This is a genomic window from Streptomyces sp. NPDC051940 (assembly GCF_040680895.1).
GTDB lineage: Bacteria > Actinomycetota > Actinomycetes > Streptomycetales > Streptomycetaceae > Streptomyces.
Genome location: NZ_JBFAXR010000021.1, coordinates 48,871 through 69,905, shown reverse-complemented (window position 1 = coordinate 69,905; position 21,035 = coordinate 48,871). Strand labels below are relative to the sequence as shown.

Below are 21,035 nucleotides of genomic sequence, written 5' to 3'. Positions count from 1 at the left end.
GGCTCCGGTCTCCCGCTCCCGGCTCGCCACTACCCGCTGCCCGTCCCGGCCACGCTCCCGTCCCGACGCCCTCGCCCTCGCCCTCGCCCTCGCCCTCGCCCTCGCCCTCGCCCTCGCCCCAACGCCTACCCCCGTCTCGGCCCACGCTGCCCTTCCCGGCACCACTCCCCCCGCCCCGACGCCCACTGCCCATCCCAGCCACTGCCCCGTCGCGGCGCCGGGGCACCGGACACCAACGGCACCGGCGCCGGGCAGGCGCACCGCGCACCGCGCACCGCGCACCGCGCACCGGCCGGGCCATACCGTCCCCTGCGTCACAGGACCTTGCGGCGCACCAGTACCCCCAGGACCAAGGCGCCCGGTAGCAGGGGCAGCCACGCCGTGATGATGCGGAAGCCCAGGACCGCGCCCGTGGCCAGGGTGAGGGGGGAGCCCGCGGCGACCAGGGCCACCGCCAGGGCCGCGTCCACCGAGCCGATGCCGCCCGGGGTGGGGATGCCGCCGGCCACCACGCTCGCGGCGAGGTAGGCGATGGCCACGTCGATCGACGGCACCGGGACGTCCATCGCCCGGGCCACGGTCACCAGCACCGACGCCTGCAGCGCCGGGAAGGCGAACGCGCCGCCCCACAGCGCCAGCGCCCGCGACGGACGCGCGTGCACCGCCCGGGCGTCGGTCATCGCCACCCGCAGGAAACCGCCCACCATCCGCCGTATGCGAGGAACGGAGCGCACCACCGCCACAAGCACGGCCGCCACGGCAGCCAGCGCGGCGAACACCACCGCCAGCGCCGTACCGTCCGGCGCCAGCCCCTCCAGCGAGAGCGCGTCCGGGAAGGCGGCGACCAGCATCAGGAGCAGCGTGATCCGGGCGACCGGCTCCACCAGCGAGTACAGCGCCAGCGAGGCCGACGACCGGGCGAGGGGTATCCCGCACCGGGTCAAGAAGCGCAGCGTGACGGCGTGGGCGCCGATGCCCGCCGGCAGTACGTGGTTCGCGGTCCCCGCCGCGACCTGCGAGGCGAACAGCCGACCGGCGGGCAGCCGTTCGAGGATCGTGCCCTGCCTGGTCAGACAGATGGGCACCCAGCACAGCCCGGTGATCACGACCGCCGCGAGGAGCCAGCCGCGGTCGGCGGCCATCAGCTCGCGGCCGCCGGCCATCAGCAGCGCCCAATGGGCGGCCACCCAGCCGCCGATGACGCCGAGCGGAAGCAGACACAGCAGCCGGTGCAGCGACTGCCGTCGAAGCGCGGGGGGCGGTGCGAGTGCCATAGGGCGATCCTCCTCGCGGTCGGGTTCCCGCAAGAGGTATGCCCCATCCGGACGACATCCCGGTGTCCGCCGCCCGACGATCAGCGAAAGCCCGCCACCTAGAGGCCGAAATCGGCCCGCTTCTCCGCCGGTACCAGGTCCGCGTAGTCGGGGTGCTTGGCGATCCATCCCGCGAAGAACGGGCAGTACGGCAGCACCGCCACCCCCTCGGCCCGCGCGGTGTCCAGCGCCGTCCGCGCCAGTTTCCCGGCCAGGCCCCGGCCGCCGAACGCCTCCCCGATCTCGGTGTGGGTGAAGGCGATGACGCCCTCCCCACGCCGGTAGAGGGTGAACCCCGCCAGCTCCTCCCCCTCGTACACCTCGTACCGGGACTTCTCCACGTTGTCGACCACTCGCGTTTCCATACCGGGAACCCTACGACGCCGCACACCACTCGCTGATCGCGATCCGCTGAGGAAACGATTTCTCAAACAGACCCCTAGCTCAACCCGTATATGAGTAAGCGCTTGACGCACCCCTCCCACGATGACACGCTGCGCCGTGCCGCCCTGCCGACTCGAGGAGAGAGCCATGCCCCCGCGCCGCTCCCCCGCTCGCCCCGCACTGCTGACAGCCGCGCTGGCGGCAGCCCTGGTCACCGCGCCGGTCCACCAGGCCCGGGCGGCCGACCCTCCGCTCTCGCAGGGCCGCCCCGCCTCCGCGTCGAGCGTGCTGAGCGCGTCCACGACGGCCGCCGCCGCGGTCGACGGCGACCCCGCCACCGCCTGGCGCGGCGAGACCACCGGCCCGCACCAGTGGATCTCCGTCGATCTCGGCGCGATGTCGACCATCAACCATGTGCAGCTCCAGTGGCAGGACGGCTGCGCGGCCGCCCACACCCTGCAGACCTCCCCCGACGGCGCCTACTGGCAGGACATCCACCGCACCACCGACGGCACGGGCGGCACCGAGGACATCGACGTCACCGGCTACGGCCGCCATCTGCGCCTGTACGCCGACGCCGCCTGCCTGCCCGACAAGGGCTACGCCCTGGCCGAGCTGAAGGTCTACGGCACCCCCGGCATCGCCGACCACGAACCGCCCACCCCGCCCGGCCCGCTGCGCAGCACCGCGGCGACCGCCACCTCGGTCGCCCTGGCCTGGGAGCCCGCCGACGACAACGTCGGCGTGACGGCGTACGACATCTACCAGCAGGGCCAGTTCGTGAAGTCCGTCGACGGCACCCAGCTGAGCACCAACATGACCCGCCTCAGCCCCAGCACCTCCTATGGCTTCTACGTCAACGCCCGCGACGCGGCGGGCAACGTCTCGCAGGCCGGCAACACCGTCTGGGCCACCACCACCCGCACCGACACCACCGCCCCCACGGCCCCCGGGGCCCCGCACTCCCCCGGCGCCACGGCCAACAGCGTCACCCTCGCCTGGGAGCCGGCGACGGACGACGTCGCGGTCACCGGTTACACCGTCTTCCGCGACGGCCTGCAGATCGCCACGGCCACCGGCACGGAAGTCACCATCCACGGACTGCCGCCGCAGACGGAGGGCACGTTCACCGTCCGCGCCGCGGACGGCGCGCGCAACCTCTCCCCGCTGAGCGAGCCGGTGACGGCGTCCACCCGCACCGGAGTGGACGCCGTGGGCGAGGTCACCCAGGTCACCCGGGGCACCGACGTTCCCTGGGGGATGGCCTTCCTCCCCGACGGCTCGGCGCTGACCGCCGAGCGGGACTCCTTCCGCGTCGTACGCGTCACCCCCGACGGCGGCCGCACGGTCGCCGGCACCGTCCCCGACGCGCAGGCCACCGACGGCGAGGGCGGTCTGCTGGGCCTGGAGCTCTCCCCGGACTTCGCGGCCGACCACTGGGTGTACCTGTTCCACACCACGGCGACCGACAACCGGATCGTGCGGATCAAGTACACCGACGGCACGCTCGACCTCACCACCCGCGAGGTGCTGCTCACGGGCATCGCGCGCAACAAGTTCCACGACGGCGGCCGGCTGCGCTTCGGCCCGGACGGCAAGCTGTACGCCGCCACGGGCGACGCCCAGCGCGCCGCCAACGCCCAGGACCTGCACTCCCTCAACGGCAAGATCCTCCGCCTGGAGCCGGACGGTTCGGTCCCGGCGGACAACCCGTTCCCCGGCTCGTACGTCTGGAGCTACGGCCACCGCAACGTCCAGGGGCTGGCCTTCGACTCGCGCGGCCGGCTCTGGCAGGCGGAGCTCGGCAACTCCGTGATGGACGAGATGAACCTCATCCGCCGCGGCGGCAACTACGGCTGGCCGGTGTGCGAGGGGACCTCCGGGGACTGCGGCGACCCGACGTTCATCGCCCCGGTCCGCACCTGGGCGGTGTCCGCGGCCTCCCCCAGCGGGCTGGCGATCGTCGACGACACCCTGTACGTGGCGGCGCTGCGGGGCACCCAGCTCTGGCGGATGCGGATCACCGGCGACACGACGACCACGCCGGAGGCGTACTTCACCGGCACCTACGGCCGGCTGCGCACCGTCGAGCCCACCCCGGACGGCGATCTGTGGCTCACCACCAGCAACGGCGACAAGGACAGCGTCCCGGACAACAGCGACACGGCGATCCTCCGCGTTCCGCTGAACCATCCCGGGAAACTGGTGGACTGACGACGCGGGTCCCCCGGGAAGGCTCCCGGGGGACCACCCCCGCGACACGCACCACCGAGGAGCCGTCCATGGACCGGGATCTGACCGCTCTCGCCGCCGAGCGCGACCGCCTGCGCGCGGCGTACCTGTCCGCCGGGCGCCCGCCCAGCTCCGCCCGGGGCGTGCACCACGTCGCCCTGCTCTCCTCCGACGTCGAGCAGACCATCCGCTTCTACCAGGGACTCCTGGAGTTCCCCCTCACGGAGGTCATCGAGAACCGCGACTACCCGGGCTCCACGCACTTCTTCTTCGACGTGGGCAACGGCAACCTCCTCGCCTTCTTCGACCTCCCCGGCCTCGACCTCGGCCCGTACGCGGAGGTCCTCGGCGGCCTGCACCACCTCGCGATCTCCGTCGAGCCCGCACGCTGGAAGCACCTACGCGGCCGACTGGACGCCGCGGGCGTCGAGTACCAGCTGGAAAGCGAGGTCTCCCTCTACTTCCGCGACCCCGACGGCGCCCGCCTGGAACTGCTCGCGGACCCGCTCGGCGAGATGTACGGCAACAAGGTCAGCTGACGGGCCTCACAGCAGGAGAGCGTGGGCACCACCAATCGAGTGGACCTGCGGCGCGCCCGGATGAACAATGACGCCGTGTTCGTAGCCGCCGTGGATGCCGTGGACTGGTCGGCGATACCCGCCTTGCCAAACGACCCCTGTTCCCGTCCCGAGCTGGTTGCCGAGAACCTGAAGAAGCTGGCGGCCGGGACCAGCTACAACCAGATCACCGACGCCGCCGGCGGGCTGGCCGAGGGCGTCATCTCTGCTCACAGCGGCATGGTCTTCCCGGCCGCCTACACGGCCGCGCCGTTCCTGCTGGAGCTCGTGGAACACGGGCAGCGGCCCCGCATCAGGGATGCTGCCTTGGAGCTTGTTGCTGACTCCTTGTTCATGGTTCCGCCCGCCGGATACGGACGCGTGGACACTACTCGGGGCAGGGACGTCCCGCTGTGCTGCGCGATCGCGAGCGTCGTCCGCGAGCGGCGCGAGGTGGTGATGGGCCACAACCGCCGCTACGGCAAGGACCTGATGGCGGAGGCCGATGCCCATTGGAGGCTCACCGTCGAGGAGATCGGGGTCCGACCCGACGGAATCTCCGCCTGGGCGATGCTGGAGGGGGCGCCGTTCAGCACCCCAGTCCAGGCCGAGCTGCACAGCAGCGCTGCCCTCGGACACCCGGTAATCCACGTTGACGAGCTCCTGGCCGACGCCTCCGGCGAGGCATACGCGGAGTTCGGCCGAGTCCCGTCCGGGACGATCCCGGGCGACGCCGTGCTCTACCGTGCCGAATGCGGAGTCCGGGAGCACTGAGACCGCGTGTGAGATCTGCGGTAGAGCCGTAGACCGACCAAGGGCGAGAGGGCCGGCAGGACGATCCCCTCTTGGTGCTCGGTACGATCGGCAGGTTGGAGGGGATGTGATGTTGCAGGTTCTGTACAGCGGGGAAACCAGAGAGCTCGAGCTCTCCGGAACGCGTCAAGGGCTGCTGGCGTTCGGGCAGCTGCTGCGGGGGAAGGCCGGAAGCTGTGATCTCTCGGAGAACCGGCGCCCCTTTCCCTACGAGAGGTCGCTGTCCGAGATCGCGTTCCAGGAGGACCCAGAGCGGGCCACCGTTTCGATCGTCACGGAAGCCCAGATCCTGAGGGTCCAGGGAGCGCGGGAAGCTCTCGATCTCCTCGCTGACAACATCGAGGGCTTCGCCTCCGAGGCTGATACAAGCGGTCATTGCCACGTCGACTCCCCGACATACGACTACATCGCGCCGGAGTCGGACCCGCTGGTGATTGCGTTCATGAAGTGAGCGAGGAGCCTTTCACCTTCTTGCCGGCGTCGAAGCCCTTGGTGGCGGCGGGAACGGTGTCGGCGGTGCGGACGGACTGCGAGTCGATCAGGCCCGCGCTCGGCTCCGCCTCGCGACATCCCGACACCAGCCGGGCCAACTCCCCGGCAGATCGGCATCCCAGCCCAGGCCACCGTGCTGCCGGTCATCGAGATCAACCGGAAACCCGCCGAGCAGTAGTGCTCAGCGGCCCAGCCTGTGTCGGACGTAATCCGTGTGGGCCGCACCAACCTCGATACGGTTTTCGTCGAGGCCGTTGACGATCCGCAGACAGCTGCTGGCGAAGACGAACTCCACCGCCACGGTTCCAGCCGCCAGGTCATGGTCGGCCGGCCGCCATTCGAGGAGCGTGACCTCGCACAATTGCTGACCGACGAACGGTTCGAGGCGTTCATCATCATGAGACCACTGGGGCGTGAGTTCGACCCACTCCCAGCCCGTGATGGTCGCCGCGGTGTCAATCGTGTCCCAGCCGATCGAGAGCTCGTCGAACTTCCAGTGGCAGACCTCCACCTGGACACCGTCGAAGTCCAGTACCACCGGGCAGTCGGCGAACCAGTCCCCGTCCTCGACGAACCGCACCAGCCCGAACCGCGTCAGCCGCCTGCCGATGAGCGTCGCCAGGCGTGATCCGTGCACCTGCCGAATCGCGTCGACCCCGATCAGGAAGGACGGCTCGAAACCAGAGATCCCCATGTTCACAGCACCTGAGTCTCCCCGCCCTCGACCCAGCTGACCAACGCATATCGACCAAGAGGATCTTCGGCGCCACTTGACAGGTCGGACTCCACGATCCGCCGCCGCGGGTGCTTCTCCCGCCGACCATGCTTCGGCCCCACTCGCGCCGGGGGCGGCAACGGCTCCACCAGCGCCCACTGCCCATGCGTCAGGTCCGACGGATACCCATCCCAGAACCACTCACACTGAGCGCAACGACCCCGCCGGCATCACGGCACGGCAGATCTCAAACGCGGTCTGAGTACCACGTCAGCTCTCCGTGAGCGCCGCTTCCAGCAGGGCCAGGTACGCCACCGTGGCCTGTCGCGGATCGGTTCGGGCGTCCAGGGCGTCCTGGAGCCAGCGTGCCGAGACCAGGTCCGTGGCGAAGAGCGGGTCGAGCAGACCCGGCGTGGCGCGCCAGTGGGCGAGTAGGGCGGCGGTGAGTGTGGGGGCGGCGCCGTGGGCGCCTGGTTGAGCGCGTCTGCGGGTGGTGAGGAGCTTGGCCAGCGGGTGGGTGAGCGTGCGTGGTCTGGTGCCCGAGTCCAGGGGTGCGGCGGCCAGTTCCGGGTCCAGGGACGTCAGTACGCGGGCGATGAAGCGTGAGCCGCGTTTGGCGGAAGGGGGCAGGGCGTCGGCGACAGCCAGCAGGCGCGGGTCCAGCAGCGGGGCCAGGACGCGGTGGTCCAGGCTCGCGGCGGTGAGCGTCGAGCCCGTGACGGGCGGGAGGCGTACCTGCGCGTGGTAGGCGTCGGTGGCCCGCAGCCAGTCGCCCCCGAAGCCGGCGAACACGTCCTGCAGCCGCCGTACCGTCTCCCGCCGGGACTCGGCGACGAGCCGCGGGTCGAGGGCCGCCCCGTCCAACGCGTCCCGGGTGAAGAGGCGCGACTCCGCGAAGCGTTCGACCAGTTCGGCGGTGACCCGCGGGGCGGCGGGCTGCCTCGCGTAGCCGGGGCCGCGCAGCAGCTCGCCGCCCCAGGCGCCGACGCGCGGGCCGGAGTCGGTCTGCCGCTCCACCCAGTCGAGCAGGGCGAGCCGGACGAGGTCGTGGATCTGCTCGTAACGCAGCGACGCGCCGTTGACCAGCCGATGCACGTCGGACGGGACCAGCCGCCCCAGCCGGGCCGTGTCGATCACCTGGTGGCGCATTCGGTACCGGGCGACGAGCCGCCCGGCCACCTCGGCGTCCCCGGTCCCCGCGCCGCGCAGGGTGAGTACCCGCAGCCCCGCGCGGCGGGCCGGCGGGACGGCGGCGAGGATCAACCGGCTGCCCAGGCCGCCCGACAGCTCGAGCACCGCGTCGGGGTGTTCGTCGAGCAGCCGCTCCAACGAGCCGCGCAGCAGCGCCGCGACGTCGCGCACCGCGTCGTCCACGGAGTGCACGGCGACGGTCGCCGTCTCCCCGGCGGGGCCCGCGAGTTCGGTGAGCCGGCCGTCCGCCAGCCGCCACCGGTGTCCGGCGCGCAGCCTGCGGACCCCGGTGAAGGCCGTGTCGGCCTGCAGGAAGTGCCCGCAGAGCCGGTAGCCGCCGAGCGCCGAGTGGTCCAGCGGGGCACCGGCCAGCCGGGCCAGGGCGCGGGCGGAGGTCCCGACGGCGGCCCAGCCGTCACCCTGCACGCCGTACGTCTGCCGCAGGCCCAGGGCGTCCGCGGCCACGGTCACGGCGCCCTCCTCGGCCGCCACGGCGGCGTAGGGCGCGGCCAGTTCGGCGAGCCCCTTGCCGCTCAGGATCCGGCCGCGCAGATCGTCGGCGGACGGCTCGGCGTAGGCGTGGTCGTGCGGCACGCGCACCACGGCGACGGTGTCCCCGGGTCCCAGCCGGGTGCCGACGGCGTCTGGACCGGGGCGCCCCCGTGCGACGGATACGGCCAGCAGTCGGTCGGTGGTCCGCATGCGACTCCCCCCAGAGTTCTGCGGGAAAGGTCCCCCCTGTCCCCCGCGGCAAATCCACTGTAGCCGGTCAATAGCAGCCGAATTCGGTGAAGGACGGACCAAGGACCCGCGGCCCGTTGTACGCTGCGATTCGCTGGGGGACAGCGAACCAACTCGCTGACGCAGAGGGGGGCGGCGACGTAATCCCGCTACGCACGACGCCGCGCACGGCCGGCCGGACCGTGCTGCCCGCCCCGCTGGTCGCGTGGCTGGGTCCGATCTCGGCCCTCGCCGCGCTGCTGGTGCTCGTGCTCGGGGTCCTCTACGCCGGCGACAGCAAGGCCGGCGCGGTGGACGCGTGGATACAGCCGACGGACGCGGACGCCGTGCAAGGCCCGTGGCGGGACGTCGCGTTGGCCATGGACTACTGGGGCGAGCCGAACGGAGCGGCCGCCCTCGTCGCGGCCGCCGTGGCGGCCTGCCTGCTGCTGCGCCGCCCCCGGGCGGCGGTGCTCGTCGTCGCCGGCGCCGGACTGGCCGTGGGTACGACGATGCTGCTCAAGTCCCTCGTGGGGCGCACCATCCACGGCGTCCACGAGTCCTACCCCAGCGGGCACACCGCCTTCATCACCGCGCTCGCCCTTGCGGGGGCGCTCCTCGTGGCCGGCCGACTCGGCCTCGGCAGGACGGCCGGCACACTCCTCGTGTTCGCCGCGGGGCTGGCCGGCGGCGCCGCCATGGGCTGGGCCCAGGTCGCCCTGAGCGCCCACTACCCGACCGACGTCCTCGGCGGCTGGTGCACCGCACTGGCGGTGGTACCGGTGACCGCCTGGCTCATCGACCGGGCGGCCGACGCCCGTAGCCGAGAGCGCCCCTGACAGCACGTCACGCCCGGCGGCGGAACACGGGCTTCACCGGTCGCCCGGCCAGCCAGGGGGTGGGGTCGGCGGCGTCAAGCGCCTTGCGGTACACCGCGCACGCCCGCGCCACGACCTCCACGGTGCGGTCGATGTCGGCGTCCTCGAGCGCGCTGCTCACCACGAACGACGGGGCCAGCACCCCGCCCGCGAGGAGTTGGCGCAGGAACAGGGTGCGGTACTCCTGCGACGGCTGCCGGTTCTCGTCGAGGGTGGCGAAGACCAGGTTGCTGGCCCGGCCCCGGACCACGACGTGGTCGCCGACGCCCATACCGGCCGCGACGTCCCGGACACCGGCCGCCAGCCGCTCGCCGAGGGCGTGCAGCCGCGCCGTGATCCCCTCCTCGACGTAGGTCGTGAGCACGGCCATCGCGGCCGCCAGGGAGTGCGTCTCCGCACCGTGGGTGGTGGACAGGAGGAACACCCGGTCGCCGGAGTGCCGCAGCCCGCCCAGCTCCATCAGCTCGCGGCGCCCGGCCAGCGCGGAGACGGCGAACCCGTTGCCCAGCGCTTTGCCGAACGTGGAGAGGTCGGGGACGACTCCGTACAGGCCCTGGGCGCCCGCCTCGGACCAGCGGAAGCCGGTGATCATCTCGTCGAAGACCAGCAGGCAGCCGTACCGGTCGGCGAGTTCACGCAGCCCGGCGAGGTATCCGGGTGGAGGCTCGGCGTGGGCCGCGGGTTCGAGGATCAGGCAGGCGATGTCGTCCCCGTACCGGGCGAGCAGCCGCTCCGTGGCGGCGAGATCCCCGTACGGGAACGCCACGGTGAGCTCGGTCGTCTCGGCGGGCACGCCGGCGGACATCGGCGTGGTGCCGATGAACCAGTCGTCCACGGAGAAGAACGGATGGTCCGCGCAGATGGCCACCCGCCGGCGCCCGGTGGCGGCACGGGCGAGGCGCACCGCGGCGGTGGTGACGTCGGAGCCGTTCTTCGCGAACTTCACCATCTCGGCGGTCGGCACCGTGGCCAGGAAGCGTTCCGCGGCCTCGAGTTCGACGATCGACGGCCGTACGAAGTTGCTGCCGCGGTCGAGTTCCCGCCGCACCGCCTCCGTCACGCGCGGATGGGCGTGGCCGAGGCTCACCGACCGCAGGCCGGAGCCGTACTCGAGGTAGCGGTTGCCGTCGATGTCCCACACCTCGGCACCGCGGCCGTGGCTGATGACCGGGGCCAGGTTCTCGGGGTACTGGTCGTCGCCCTTGGCGTAGGTGTGCGCGCCACCGGGGACCAGGGCGTGCAGCCGCTGGTTCGCGCGCCGGGACTGGGGCAGGGTGAGCTCTTCGATGTCCACGCCGACCTCAACTCTCTCTCTTCAGCTTTCTCTTCAGGTCAATCTCTTCGCTTCAAGACCTCGGCGAGGCTCGGCGCCTCCCGGTCCCGCCGGGACATCGATACGACCGGCAGCGGCCAGGGGATGGCGAGCTCCGGGTCGTCGAAGGCGATCGTCACGTCCTCGGCCGGATCGTGCGGGCGGTCGATCCGGTACGAGGTGTCGGCGGTCTCGGTCAGCGCCTGGAAGCCGTGCGCGCATCCCGCCGGGATGTACAGGGTCTGCTGCGTCTCGCCGGACAGTTCGAAGAAGGCGCGGCCCAGGTACGTCGGCGAGCCGGGCCGCAGATCCACGACGACGTCGAAGATCTGCCCGTACGAGCACCGCACCAGCTTGGCCTCGCCGGCGCCGGAGCGCAGGTGCAGACCGCGCAGCACGCCCCGGACCGAGCGGGACACGCTGTCCTGGACGAAGGCGTGCGGGTCCAGGCCCACCGAGCGGACGACGTCGGCGTCGAAGGTGCGGCAGAAGAAGCCGCGTTCGTCGGCGTACGGCGTGGGCTCGAAGAGGTAGGCGCCCTCGATCGCGGGGACTCCGGTCGCTTTCATGAGGCCTCCCGGGTGGCGTGGGCGTGGCCGGCCGACGGGAACAGGGCGGCCGTCAGCGCGGTGAACTGGTCCTCGAGGCGCCGGGCGGCGTCGAGGGTGCGTACGGGGAGGGTGCGGCGCAGCTCCGCGGACCGCTGCTCCAGCGCCCGGAACTGCTCGAGCAGCCGGTCGGCGTCGACCTCGCGGGCCGGGTGGCAGTACTCCCCCAGCCCCATACCGGCCATGAGCGCCTCGCTCTTGGCCGCGTAGGTGAGGGCGAGGGTCGGTGTGCCGGTCTTCAGCGCGCAGATCAGGTTGTGGTAGCGGGTCGCGACCACGGTGTCCGCGGCGGCCATCTCCTTCATCAGGTCGGCCAGCGAGGCCGGTTCGGCGGCGGTGACCAGCGGCGAGTCCACCGCGTCGAGGATCGCGGCGACCACCGGCGCGTCGACGCCGTCGCCGCTGAGCAGCCGGACGGCTCTGCCGTCCGCGGCAAGCGCGCGGACGAAGCGGATCGTCTGCTCGAGGTAGCGCCGGTGGATCTCCTCGGCCCGGGCGCGGTCGTCGTTGCCGCCGTGGAAGGCCATGACGCCGACGCAGACGGTGCCGCCCTGGCCCGAAGGAGCGCTCGGCGCCGGGAGGGAGAACGCGAGGTCCGGATACACCTCGTCGCGCGCGGTGTCCACGCCCATCGCCCGCATCGCCTCGCGGGACGGGGCGTCCCGGTACGAGCGGTACGCGGCCAGCCGTGCCGACCAGCGCACCAGGGTCCGGGTGGGCCGGTTGCCGATCGGGGCGGCGCCGACGCCGACCAGCGCGATCCGGGTGCCGAGCAGCCGGCCGGACGCGCAGAGCAGGAACAGCGAGTACGGGAAGCCCCACCAGCGCAGCGGGAGCGTGGCCTCCAGGACGCCCATGCCGGGCACGATCACCACGTCGTGGCGGCGCACCCAGGCGGCGGTACGGAACGGGTCGACGAGTTTGCCCAGGCCCTTCGCCGCGACCGCGCCCGCTCGCGAGGCGGTCCGGTACTCCCCGCGGTACCAGTGCAGCCGCGTCGCGGGGATGCCGTACCGGCTCGTGACGGCCTCGGGTCCGCCGCACAGCGCGTCCACGACGGCCTCGGGGTGCGCGGCGCGCAGATAGCGGAGCACGGCCTCCAGCGACCCGTCGTTGCCGAGGTTGCCGGACCCGAGCAGCCCGAACACCCCGACCCGGGCAGCGGACTTGCCCGCCTCCCCGCCCCGCTCGGCGGTCACCCCCGCCTCCCCGCCCCGGGCAGCCGTCATGCCCGCCTCCCCTCACGCCCGGCGACCAGATCGTCGACCGAGACCGTGAGCCCGCCCGGCTCGACCGGCGCGCGGTCCTCGACCCGCTCGCCGCTGCCCGGCCGGGACCGGCTCGCCAGCCACGCGGCCAGGTGGCGGTAGCAGGCGCGCCGGTCGGCGGGTGACAGCGGCGCCCGCCGGATCGCCGACACGAAACCCCAGACGTATTCGGCGAGCAACCGGGGCGTCGGGTGCAGCGGGCCCGCCCGGCGCGGGTCGAGGTTGACGCACCGGGCGCGCTTGGACGGGTTCGCGCGCTCGGCGCGGGTGGGGTGGTCGCGGCGGAAGTACAGCAGCTCCGGAACCTGGTGGAAGGGCCCGTACAGGCCGAGTTCGGCGACGAACGTGCGGTCCGCGTGGTGGTAGCTGTCCATCGGTCTCACCCGGCGCAGCACGTCGGCCCGGATCACCCCGTAGAAGTCGTCGCCGCCGGGCTCGAACAGCATGCTGCGGAAGCGCACCGGCGGGAGCGGCGAGTCGGTGGCGAGCCCGTACGTGTAGGGGACCTTCACCTTGCCGTCGCCGTCGATGACCGCCTGGCCGGTGTGCGCGAGGATCATCTCCGGGCGCTCGTCCAGCGCCTGGACGCACAGCCGCAGCAGGTCCCGGCCGTACAGGTCGTCGTGCGAGGCCCATTTGAACAGCTCGCCGCGGCATTCGGCGAACACCCGGTTGTGGTTCGGGGTGGCGCCGACGTTCCGGGACAGCCGGAGGTAGCGGATGCGCGGGTCCTTCGCGGCGTACCGGCGGCAGATGTCCTGCGTCCCGTCCGTCGAGGCGTTGTCGGAGATGACGAGTTCGAAGTCCTCGTAGGTCTGGCCGAGCAGGGCGTCCAGCGACTCGGCGAGGTACTCCTCGCCGTTGTAGACGGGCAGGCCGATGCTCAGCCGGGGTTGCGCGGTCATGACGTCCTCACTTTGCCGATGGAGTTCAGGTTGCGCTCGCGCAGCGCGGACCGCAGGTACAGCCACCACACGGCCGAGCTGCTGAAGGTGGCGGCGGCGAGGCCCCAGGCGGAGCCGACGGTGCCGGCCACGACCGCCCCGCCGAGCCCGCCGCCGAGGTAGCAGGCGGAGGCGAACAGCTGGCAGCGCAGACTGCGCCTGGCCGCGGCGAGTGCGCGCAGACCGGCCGCCGCACCGATGCCGAGGCCGGCGCCCGCGACGCCGAGCGAGGCCGGCACGATGAGCTGAGAGGCAGGGAGCCAGACCTGGCCGAGCACATGCTCGCCGACCCCGTCCGGAACCAGCAGCAGGACTCCGCCCCACAGCAGCGCGGTGGCGGCGAGGCCGCAGCCGAGCACGAGGCAGAAGATCCACAGCCGGTGCGGGGCCCGCCGCAGCACCCGTGCCGCCTCCGGGACGGTGACCAGCGAGAGCCCCATGAGCACCGCGAGGAACGGGCCCATCAGAAGCTCGGCGCCCCGGACCGTACCCACCGCGCTGACCCCGATGATCGCGCCGAGCCCGTACGCCTTCAGCTGGGCCGAGCCGCTGAGGCTGACGTTCTCGACCAGGTACCGGTAGCCGAGGTCGCGCTGCTCGCGGATCCACTCGCGCGCCGCGCCCGGCCGGGGCCGGATGCGGGACTGCAGGCAGCCGTACGCCGCGGCCACGGCGGCGGCGCCGCCCCAGGCGAAGACGAAGGGGGCCACGCTGCTCGTACGGGCAGCGAGCACGAGGAGTGGGACGATCACGAGGCTCGCCAGGATGTCGTTGGTGAACGCCTTTCGTCCGGCGCCGGCGGCGAAGAACGAGTACCGCCAGGCGTCCTGCAGCAGCAGCCCCGGGAGCACGACGCCGAGGGCGGTGAACGCCGGCCCCACCGGGCCGTCAAGACCCAGTCCGACCACCAGGCATGCCGCGCCGAGAACGCCGCCGATGCCGATCACGGTACCCGTCGACCGGGCTGCCGCCGGGCGCCAGGCCCAGGCGGGCACACCGCTGAACCGCACCACGAGCGGATCGGTGGCCAGCCCGCGGGAGACGTTGAGCACCACGCCGTAGGTCACCCAGGCCAGGGTGAACACGCCGAACGCCACCGTCCCCAGCGAGCGGGCCACATAGGCCCCCACCGCGAAGTTGTTCAGGCTGCACACTGCCTGGTCGGCCAGTCCCCATGACATCCGTCCGGCCATGGCCCGCTTGCCGGTCCGCTGGGCGGGGCGGGCCGAAGGCGCAGGCGACGGTCGCGCCGCACGCCGGGAGGATCCGGCCGGCGGCCAGGCGGTCCGCCTGGCGTGTCGGCCCGAGGCCGCCGAAGTCGCCCCCCTCTCGGTGGTCATCCCCGTCACGCCTTGATCAGCCCCGCGCCGTGCAGGGCGTCGGCCGCGGCGGCGACGGTATCGAAGGGCAGCCCCGACCGCTCGGCGACGTCCAGCAGACTGTGCTCGCCGTCGGAGAGGTTGAGCACCCAGAGCATCGCCAGCTGAGCCTGTTTGGTGTCGCTGCGGCCGCCGAGCGAGTCGTACAACCCCCGCTGGCCCAGCTGCGGTTCGCCGTACGGGCTCAGATTGACGTACCGCCGGTTGCGGTCCAGCACGGCGAACGCCTCACGGCACACGGCGAGCGTGTCCGCCATGGCCTCCGCGGAGATGAAGTCCAGGTCGTCAGCCGAGGTGTGGTACTCGGGGTAGCCGGCGTACGGGGTCCTGCTGAGCGAGCCGACGCCGAGGTCGAACCCGGGTGAGCAGTACTGCCGTTCGTCGTAGCCGTACGGGGTGAACCCGGTGACGTGGTGCGGGCGTTCGGATGCGGTGAGCACGTGGCTCATCACCCGGTCGATCTCCGCGTCGCCGCGCCTGCTCTGCTTGTACGTCAGCCGGCCCCGGTCGCCGGCGCAGGCCAGCACCAGCCCGTGCTTGACCAGCTCGATCCGCTCCGCGTTGCGGGCCAGCCAGGTGATCGCCCCGATGGTGCCGGGCGCGAAGACGAACCGGTAGGTGTACCAGGGCGTTTGCTCCGCCAGCGCCCGGGCCAGGAACACCGCCACCGCGATGCCGGCCAGGTTGTCGTTGGCCAGCGACGGATGGCAGACATGGCAGGAGACGATCACCTCGTCGGCGACCTGGCCGGGGACGACGTGCTCGGCGTAGGTGAGGTGGCCGTCCGCGAGCGTGGAGTCGACGCGCACCTCGTACGGGCCGTCCGGCATCGCGTCCAGGGTGTCCTGGGCCAGGCAGAACCCCCACTGCGGCTGGTAGTAGCTGGTCCGGTAGGGGACCCAGGCGGGATGGTCCGGCAGGGTGTGCAGGTGCTCCCGCAGTTCGGCCAGCGGCATGGTCCGCGACACCGGCACGCTGTAGCCGAGCACGTGCAGGCTCGACGCGGCGAAGTCGACGATCCGCCGGCCGGCGGCGTCGGCGATGTACGCCTCGCGGATGTTCCACTCCTGCGGCACCGTCCAGTCGAGCACCCGGGTCCCGGTCGGCACCTCGTGCAGCCGCAGCGGGACGTACTCGCCGACGACGTCCAGGGTGGCGCGCACCCCGTCGCCGGTGATGCTCCGGCAGAGCGGGTACAGCCGCTCCGCCAGCGCGTGCATCTCCTCGCCGGCCGAGGTCATCGGCGCCACCGCAGGGTGTCGTCGACGGCTCCGGCCTCGGACGCCGCGCGCAGCACGGCCAGCCGGGTGAAGCGCTGGTCGAAGTCCTCCCGGGTCAGCCCGTGTCCGCGGTAGGCCTCGGCGAGTTCGAGCGCTCCCTGCTTGACGGTCCACTCGCAGTCGAAGCCGGGCAGCGCGCCGCGGAACCGGGAGAAGTCCACCCGGTAGGACCGCGGATCGGCGCCTGTCTCGCCGGTGATGACCACCTTCGCCCCGTCCACCGCCTCCGCGACCTGGCCGGCGATCTCGGCGACGGTGACGTTGTTGGCCTCGCTGCCGATGTTGAACGCCCGGTCGTGCACGGCCTCCCGCGGCGCGGTGAGCGCGGCGGTGAAGGCCCGGGCTATGTCGGCGGCGTGCACCAGCGGGCGCCAGGGCGTGCCGTCGGAGAGCACGAGCACCTCGCCGGACAGCAGCGCGTGCCCCACCAGGTTGTTCAGCACGATGTCGGCGCGCAGCCGGGGCGAGTAGCCGAAGGCGGTGGCGTTGCGCATGTACACCGGGCTGAAGTCGCCGTCGGCGAGGGCGTGCAGATCGTCCTCCACCCGCACCTTGGACTCCGCGTACGGCGTCACCGGGCGCAGCGGCGCGTCCTCGGTCACCAGGGCGTCGCCGCCGGAGGCGCCGTAGACCGAGCAGGTCGACGCGTACAGGAAGCGCCGCACCCCGGCCTCGCGGGCGAGCCGGGCCAGCCGCACCGACGCGCGGTGGTTGATGTCGTAGGTGAGCTCCGGCGCCAGCGATCCGAGCGGGTCGTTGGACAGCGCGGCCAGATGGATCACGGCGTCCACCCCGGCCACGTGCTCGGCCGTGACGTCGCGCAGGTCCACCCGGTGCCCCGGCGGGTCCGCCGGCGCCGGGCCCAGCAGGCAGTCGGCGAACAGGCCGGCGTCGAGTCCGACGACCTCGTGCCCGGCGGCGGCCAGGACCGGGGCCATCACCGTTCCCAGATATCCCTGGTGCCCGGTCAGTAGTACACGCACGGTTCATCCCCCCAGATCGAGTGTGAGTTTGGCGGCCGCGAACGCCTCGGCGTAGCGCGCCTGGCATTCGATGCCGCGGATGCGGGCGAGGCCGAGGAAGGCCTCGCGGTCGTACCAGGGCCGGTGCCGCTGCGAGGGGTAGTGCTCCTGCAGCAGCCGCACCTTGAGTTCGGCGGTCTGCGCTGTGAGCGGCTGGTACGCCGTCGGACGGCCGAGGTCGCCGTCCCATTTGACGATCTCGTAGCCCAGCACCAGGTGGTCGCGGAACGCGGTGGTCACCAGCTTCGCCAGGCCGCGGTGGTCCTGGTGCGCGTCGTCGGTGCGCGGGGCCAGCACGAGTTCCGGTTCGGTGCGCCCGCGCAGCTCCTCGACCACGGCCTTGGCCTCGTCCCAGTGCGCGGGCAGCCGGCCGTCCGGCAGCTTGTGCACGGTCAGGCGCAGGTCGGCGCCCGGGCAGAAGGCGGCCAGCGCGGCCTGTTCCTCCTGCTCGCGCTCGCTGCCGCCGCCGCTGAGCACCAGCGCGTCGACGCGCAGGCCGGGCCGCGCCCGGCACAGCGTCAGCAGCGTGCCGCCGGCGCCGATGGCGATGTCGTCGCAGTGCGCGCCCACGGCGGCGATCCGGTCCAGGCGCCCGGCCCCGAGCCTGATCACGCGGTCCCCACCGGGACGCCGTCCCGCTCCCACACGGCCCACGGCCGGTCGCCCCGGGCGTAGGCGGCGTCGAGTGCGGCCCGCTCCTTCACGGTGTCGGTCGGCTTCCAGAAGCCGCGGTGCCGGTGGGCCACCAGCCGGCCGCGCTTCGCCAGCCGGGCGCAGCCGTCGGCGACCAGGTCACCGTTCTCCGGGATGTGGTCGAAGACCTCCTGGCGCAGCACGAAGTAGCCGCCGTTCTCCCACAGCGGCAGCTCGCTGACCGCGGTGATTCCCCCCACCAGCCCGTCCTCGCCCAGGTCCACGCAGTGGAACGAGGACTGCGGCGGCACCACCATCATCGACGCGCCGGCGTCCCGCCGGGTGAACCGGTCGATCATCTCCGGCAGCGGGGCGTCGGTGAGCACGTCGGCGTAGTTGGCGAGGAACATCTCGTCGCCGTCCAGGTGGTGGCGCACCCGGCGCAGCCGCTCGCCGATCGGCGACTCGATGCCGGTCTGCGCGAACGTGATCGTCCAGGAGGCGATGTCGGTGGACAGCAGCTCGGTCCGGCCGTGGCGCAGCACGAAGTCGTTGGACGTCGTCTCCTCGTAGTTGAGGAAGAAGTCCTTGATGTGGTGCGCCCCGTAGCCGAGGCACAGGATGAACTCCGTGTGCCCGTAGTACGCGTAGTAGCGCATGACGTGCCAGATCAGCGGACGCGGGCCGACCATCGCCATCGGCTTCGGCATGTCGTCGGCGGATCCGCTGCGCATGCGCAGCCCGTAACCGCCGCAGAACAGGACGACTTTCATGCTGCGACCTCTTTCACGACGTGACCTCGACAATGCTCAGTTCCGGGATGGGGAACACCAGCCGGCCGCCCCACGCGTGTACGTAGGACAGCTGCTCGACCAGCTCGGCCCGCAGGTTCCAGGGGAGGACCAGCACGTAGTCCGGCCGGTCGGCGGCGATCTGCTCGGGCGGCAGGACCGGGATCCGGGTGCCGGGGGTGTACCTGCCGTGCTTGTACGGGTTGCGGTCGACCGTGTACGGCAGCAGGTCGGGGCGGATGCCGCAGTGGTTCAGCAGGGTGTTGCCCTTGCCGGGCGCGCCGTAGCCGACCACCGTCTCGCCGCGCTCGGCCGCCTGGATGAGGAAGGCCAGAAGGTCCCGGCGCACCTTGGCCACCCGGGCGGCGAACTCGGTGTACCCGGACAGCTCCTGCAGCCCGGCGGCCTTCTCCCGGGCCAGCACGTCGGCCACCTGGTGGGTGGGCTCACCCGCGGCCTCGGCCGGCCGCGCCCACAGCCGGACGGAGCCGCCGTGCGTGGGCAGCAGCTCGACGTCCACGAGCGTGAGACCGCCGCTCGCCAGCGCCCGGGCCGCGGAGGCGACCGTGTAGTACTGGAAGTGCTCGTGGTAGATGGTGTCGTACTGGTTCTGCTCGATCAGGGTCAGCAGGTGCTGCACCTCGATGGAGACATGGCCGTCGTCGGCGACCAGGGCGCGCAGCCCCTGGGTGAACCCGACCACGTCGGGGATGTGCGCGTACACGTTGTTGGCCACGACCAGGTCGGCCGGTCCGTGCTCGGCGCGGACGGCCGCGCCGGTGGCCGGGTCCAGGAACTCCGTGAGCGTCGGCACGCCCTTCTCCCGCGCGGCGGCGCCGACGTTGACCGACGGCTCGATGCCGAGGCAGCGGATCCCCCGGTCCACCAGGTGCCTCAGCAGATAGCCGTCGTTGCTCGCGACCTCGACCACGAAGGAGTCCGCGCCGAGGCCGAGGCGCCGCACGGAGTCGGCGGTGAACCTGCGCGCGTGCTCCACCCAGGAGGTCGAGTACGAGGAGAAGTACGCGTACTGGGTGAACGTCTCCTCGGGCGTGATCAGCGGCGGGATCTGGGCCAGCCAGCAGTCGGTGCAGACCCGCAGGTGCAGCGGGTACGCGGGTTCCGGCCGGTCGAGTTGGTCCGCGGCGAGAAAGCTCTCGCACGGCGGCGTCGCCCCCAGATCGACGACGCTGGCCAGCGCCGCCGAGCCGCAGAGTCGGCATCCTGTCATCTACTTCCCCCCATCCCTGCCCGCGCGGGAGCCCCGCCGCGGGCCAGCGTTTCCCTTCCTTGCCGGCGGCGCGCCGTGCCCGCCGCCGGAGTGCCCCGCGATCGCGGTGCGGTACTCGTCCTCCAGGCGCTGCAGCCCGACGGCCGGGCTGAAGTCCCGTTCGTAGCGGCGCCGGGCGGCCCAGCCCATCTCGTGGTTGCGGACGGGGTCGGCCGTGATCCGGCGCAGACAGGACGTGAGCGAGGCGGTGTCGCCCGGCTTGTGCAGCAGCCCGGTCACCCCGTCGTCGACCAGTTCGACGAAGCCGCCGTGCGCGGCGGCGACGGCCGGGACCCCCGCCGCCGCGGCCTCCACGGCCACCAGGCCGAACGTTTCCAGGGAGAGGGAGGGGGCCACCACGGCGACCGACCGCGCGATGGCCTGCGCGCACTGTGCCGGGTCGTACAGGCCGGCGTACCGCACGTCGTCCCGGCCCGCCGCCCAGGCGGTGACCTCTCCCTCCAGCGGCCCGGCGCCGGCGAGCACGAGGGGCACGCCCACTCCGCCGTCCGCCGCCAGCTGGTCCCAGGCGTTCATCAGCAGGCGCACGCCCTTGGCCTCCGCGAGCCGGCCGAGGTAGAGCACGTGCTCGCCGTCGCGCTCCCGGTAGGCGCCCGGTTCGGGGACGAAGTTGTGCTTCACCGCCAGCCGCCCGGCGGGCATGCCGTACCGCACCAGGACCTCGCGCTGCGCCGCGGAGATGCAGAAGAACCGCTCCACGCCGGACCACCACCGCCGCCGGTTGACCGACAGGCCGACGGCGACCGGCACCGTCGCCAGCCGGGAGTCCCGGTAGCAGCCGTGCCGCACGGCGGGCAGCGGCGCGGATCCCGCGCAGTCGGTGCACAGCCTTCCGTCCCGGCGCAGGGTGCCGGGCGGGCAGATCTGGGTGTAGTTGTGCAGGGTGGCCACGGCGGGTACGCCGGCGTCGGCGCAGGCGGCCAGCACGGAGGGCGACAGCAGCGGGAAGACGTTGTGGACGTGCACCAGATCCGGCCGCTCGGTGCGCAGCCGGGCGGCCAGCTCCGTACGGACCGCGGGGTTCCACGGCACCAGCAGCGGCACCGCGGCCTTGCCCAGCAGGGACCGGGCGGCGATGTCGTCGCTGCGCCGCTCGAACAGCTCGACCCGGTGCCCGCCGCCGCGCAGCAGCTCCACCTCCTGGTCGACGACCCGGTTCTCACCGCTCGGCTGCGTCGTGTTGTAGCGGTTGTGCACCACCAGGACATGCAT

The 21,035-nt window shown here is 72.7% G+C and carries 20 protein-coding genes and 2 pseudogenes; 5 read left to right on the top strand and 17 right to left on the bottom strand.

Going from position 1 to position 21,035, the window contains the following annotated elements:
* Positions 1 to 314: 314 nt before the first annotated feature.
* Both AB0M28_RS11705 and AB0M28_RS11700 read right to left on the bottom strand, forming a co-directional pair.
* Positions 315 to 1,274 (bottom strand): lysylphosphatidylglycerol synthase domain-containing protein, encoded by a 960-nt coding sequence (locus AB0M28_RS11705; protein WP_365401628.1) that lies wholly within the window; start codon positions 1,272 to 1,274, stop codon positions 315 to 317.
* A 98-nt stretch (positions 1,275 to 1,372) separates the two neighbouring features.
* Complete coding sequence (locus AB0M28_RS11700; protein WP_365401625.1) at positions 1,373 to 1,678, bottom strand: GNAT family N-acetyltransferase; 306 nt, start codon at positions 1,676 to 1,678, stop codon at positions 1,373 to 1,375.
* Between the two features lie 166 nt (positions 1,679 to 1,844).
* Here AB0M28_RS11700 and AB0M28_RS11695 point away from each other — a divergent pair, with 166 nt between their 5' ends.
* The 4 genes from AB0M28_RS11695 (at position 1,845) to AB0M28_RS11680 (ending at position 5,750) form a co-directional block, all read left to right on the top strand.
* Complete coding sequence (locus tag AB0M28_RS11695; protein WP_365401622.1) at positions 1,845 to 3,911, top strand: PQQ-dependent sugar dehydrogenase; 2,067 nt, start codon at positions 1,845 to 1,847, stop codon at positions 3,909 to 3,911.
* Between the two features lie 68 nt (positions 3,912 to 3,979).
* Complete coding sequence (locus AB0M28_RS11690; protein WP_365401619.1) at positions 3,980 to 4,468, top strand: VOC family protein; 489 nt, start codon at positions 3,980 to 3,982, stop codon at positions 4,466 to 4,468.
* A 21-nt stretch (positions 4,469 to 4,489) separates the two neighbouring features.
* Positions 4,490 to 5,260 (top strand): hypothetical protein, encoded by a 771-nt coding sequence (locus AB0M28_RS11685; RefSeq protein ID WP_365401616.1) that lies wholly within the window; start codon positions 4,490 to 4,492, stop codon positions 5,258 to 5,260.
* Between the two features lie 109 nt (positions 5,261 to 5,369).
* On the top strand, positions 5,370 to 5,750 hold the full coding sequence (locus tag AB0M28_RS11680; protein ID WP_365401613.1) for a hypothetical protein: 381 nt from the start codon (positions 5,370 to 5,372) through the stop codon (positions 5,748 to 5,750).
* A gap of 7 nt (positions 5,751 to 5,757) precedes the next feature.
* Here the strand turns inward: AB0M28_RS11680 and AB0M28_RS11675 are convergent.
* From AB0M28_RS11675 to AB0M28_RS11660, 4 genes and pseudogenes are all read right to left on the bottom strand, one after another.
* Positions 5,758 to 5,865: pseudogene (locus tag AB0M28_RS11675) on the bottom strand (IS5/IS1182 family transposase); the annotation flags it as partial.
* 107 nt (positions 5,866 to 5,972) lie between these two features.
* On the bottom strand, positions 5,973 to 6,485 hold the full coding sequence (locus AB0M28_RS11670) for a hypothetical protein (RefSeq protein ID WP_365401670.1): 513 nt from the start codon (positions 6,483 to 6,485) through the stop codon (positions 5,973 to 5,975).
* Between the two features lie 89 nt (positions 6,486 to 6,574).
* Positions 6,575 to 6,679, bottom strand: a pseudogene (locus AB0M28_RS11665) (IS5/IS1182 family transposase); the annotation flags it as partial.
* A 97-nt stretch (positions 6,680 to 6,776) separates the two neighbouring features.
* On the bottom strand, positions 6,777 to 8,399 hold the full coding sequence (locus AB0M28_RS11660; protein WP_365401610.1) for a hypothetical protein: 1,623 nt from the start codon (positions 8,397 to 8,399) through the stop codon (positions 6,777 to 6,779).
* 221 nt (positions 8,400 to 8,620) lie between these two features.
* On the opposite strand from AB0M28_RS11660, the gene AB0M28_RS11655 reads away from it, so the two are divergent.
* The gene (locus tag AB0M28_RS11655; protein ID WP_365401607.1) at positions 8,621 to 9,256 is read left to right on the top strand and encodes a phosphatase PAP2 family protein; all 636 of its coding nucleotides are present in this window, start codon (positions 8,621 to 8,623) and stop codon (positions 9,254 to 9,256) included.
* A gap of 7 nt (positions 9,257 to 9,263) precedes the next feature.
* Here the strand turns inward: AB0M28_RS11655 and AB0M28_RS11650 are convergent, their stop codons facing one another.
* The 11 genes from AB0M28_RS11650 to AB0M28_RS11600 all read right to left on the bottom strand — a co-directional run bounded on the left by AB0M28_RS11650 (position 9,264) and on the right by AB0M28_RS11600 (position 21,035).
* Positions 9,264 to 10,589, bottom strand: a complete 1,326-nt coding sequence (locus AB0M28_RS11650) for a glutamate-1-semialdehyde 2,1-aminomutase (RefSeq protein ID WP_365401604.1) — start codon at positions 10,587 to 10,589, stop codon at positions 9,264 to 9,266.
* 38 nt (positions 10,590 to 10,627) lie between these two features.
* Positions 10,628 to 11,176, bottom strand: coding sequence for a dTDP-4-dehydrorhamnose 3,5-epimerase (rfbC, locus tag AB0M28_RS11645; protein WP_365401601.1), 549 nt, complete (start codon positions 11,174 to 11,176; stop codon positions 10,628 to 10,630).
* Positions 11,173 to 12,444: a polysaccharide pyruvyl transferase family protein gene (locus AB0M28_RS11640; protein ID WP_365401598.1), complete on the bottom strand. Its 1,272-nt coding sequence runs from the start codon at positions 12,442 to 12,444 to the stop codon at positions 11,173 to 11,175. The genes rfbC and AB0M28_RS11640 overlap by 4 nt, the downstream gene beginning before the upstream one ends.
* Complete coding sequence (locus AB0M28_RS11635) at positions 12,441 to 13,388, bottom strand: glycosyltransferase family 2 protein (RefSeq protein WP_365401595.1); 948 nt, start codon at positions 13,386 to 13,388, stop codon at positions 12,441 to 12,443. The genes AB0M28_RS11640 and AB0M28_RS11635 overlap by 4 nt, the downstream gene beginning before the upstream one ends.
* Positions 13,385 to 14,620 carry a hypothetical protein gene (locus AB0M28_RS11630; RefSeq protein ID WP_365401592.1) on the bottom strand — a complete coding sequence of 412 codons (1,236 nt, stop codon included), beginning with the start codon at positions 14,618 to 14,620 and terminating at the stop codon, positions 13,385 to 13,387. The genes AB0M28_RS11635 and AB0M28_RS11630 overlap by 4 nt, the downstream gene beginning before the upstream one ends.
* A 152-nt stretch (positions 14,621 to 14,772) precedes the next feature.
* Positions 14,773 to 16,056: a DUF4910 domain-containing protein gene (locus tag AB0M28_RS11625; RefSeq protein ID WP_365401589.1), complete on the bottom strand. Its 1,284-nt coding sequence runs from the start codon at positions 16,054 to 16,056 to the stop codon at positions 14,773 to 14,775.
* A complete protein-coding gene (locus AB0M28_RS11620) occupies positions 16,044 to 17,069 on the bottom strand; it encodes an NAD-dependent epimerase/dehydratase (protein ID WP_365401586.1) in 1,026 nt (341 codons plus the stop codon). Before AB0M28_RS11620 ends, AB0M28_RS11625 begins: the two co-directional genes overlap by 13 nt.
* A gap of 3 nt (positions 17,070 to 17,072) precedes the next feature.
* The gene (locus AB0M28_RS11615) at positions 17,073 to 17,720 is read right to left on the bottom strand and encodes a PIG-L family deacetylase (protein ID WP_365401584.1); all 648 of its coding nucleotides are present in this window, start codon (positions 17,718 to 17,720) and stop codon (positions 17,073 to 17,075) included.
* Positions 17,717 to 18,514 (bottom strand): glucose-1-phosphate cytidylyltransferase, encoded by a 798-nt coding sequence (locus tag AB0M28_RS11610; protein WP_365401581.1) that lies wholly within the window; start codon positions 18,512 to 18,514, stop codon positions 17,717 to 17,719. The genes AB0M28_RS11615 and AB0M28_RS11610 overlap by 4 nt, the downstream gene beginning before the upstream one ends.
* Before the next feature lie 13 nt (positions 18,515 to 18,527).
* Entirely contained in the window at positions 18,528 to 19,763 is a 1,236-nt protein-coding gene (locus AB0M28_RS11605) for a class I SAM-dependent methyltransferase (protein WP_365401579.1), read from the bottom strand.
* Positions 19,764 to 21,035, bottom strand: a complete 1,272-nt coding sequence (locus tag AB0M28_RS11600; protein WP_365401576.1) for a glycosyltransferase — start codon at positions 21,033 to 21,035, stop codon at positions 19,764 to 19,766.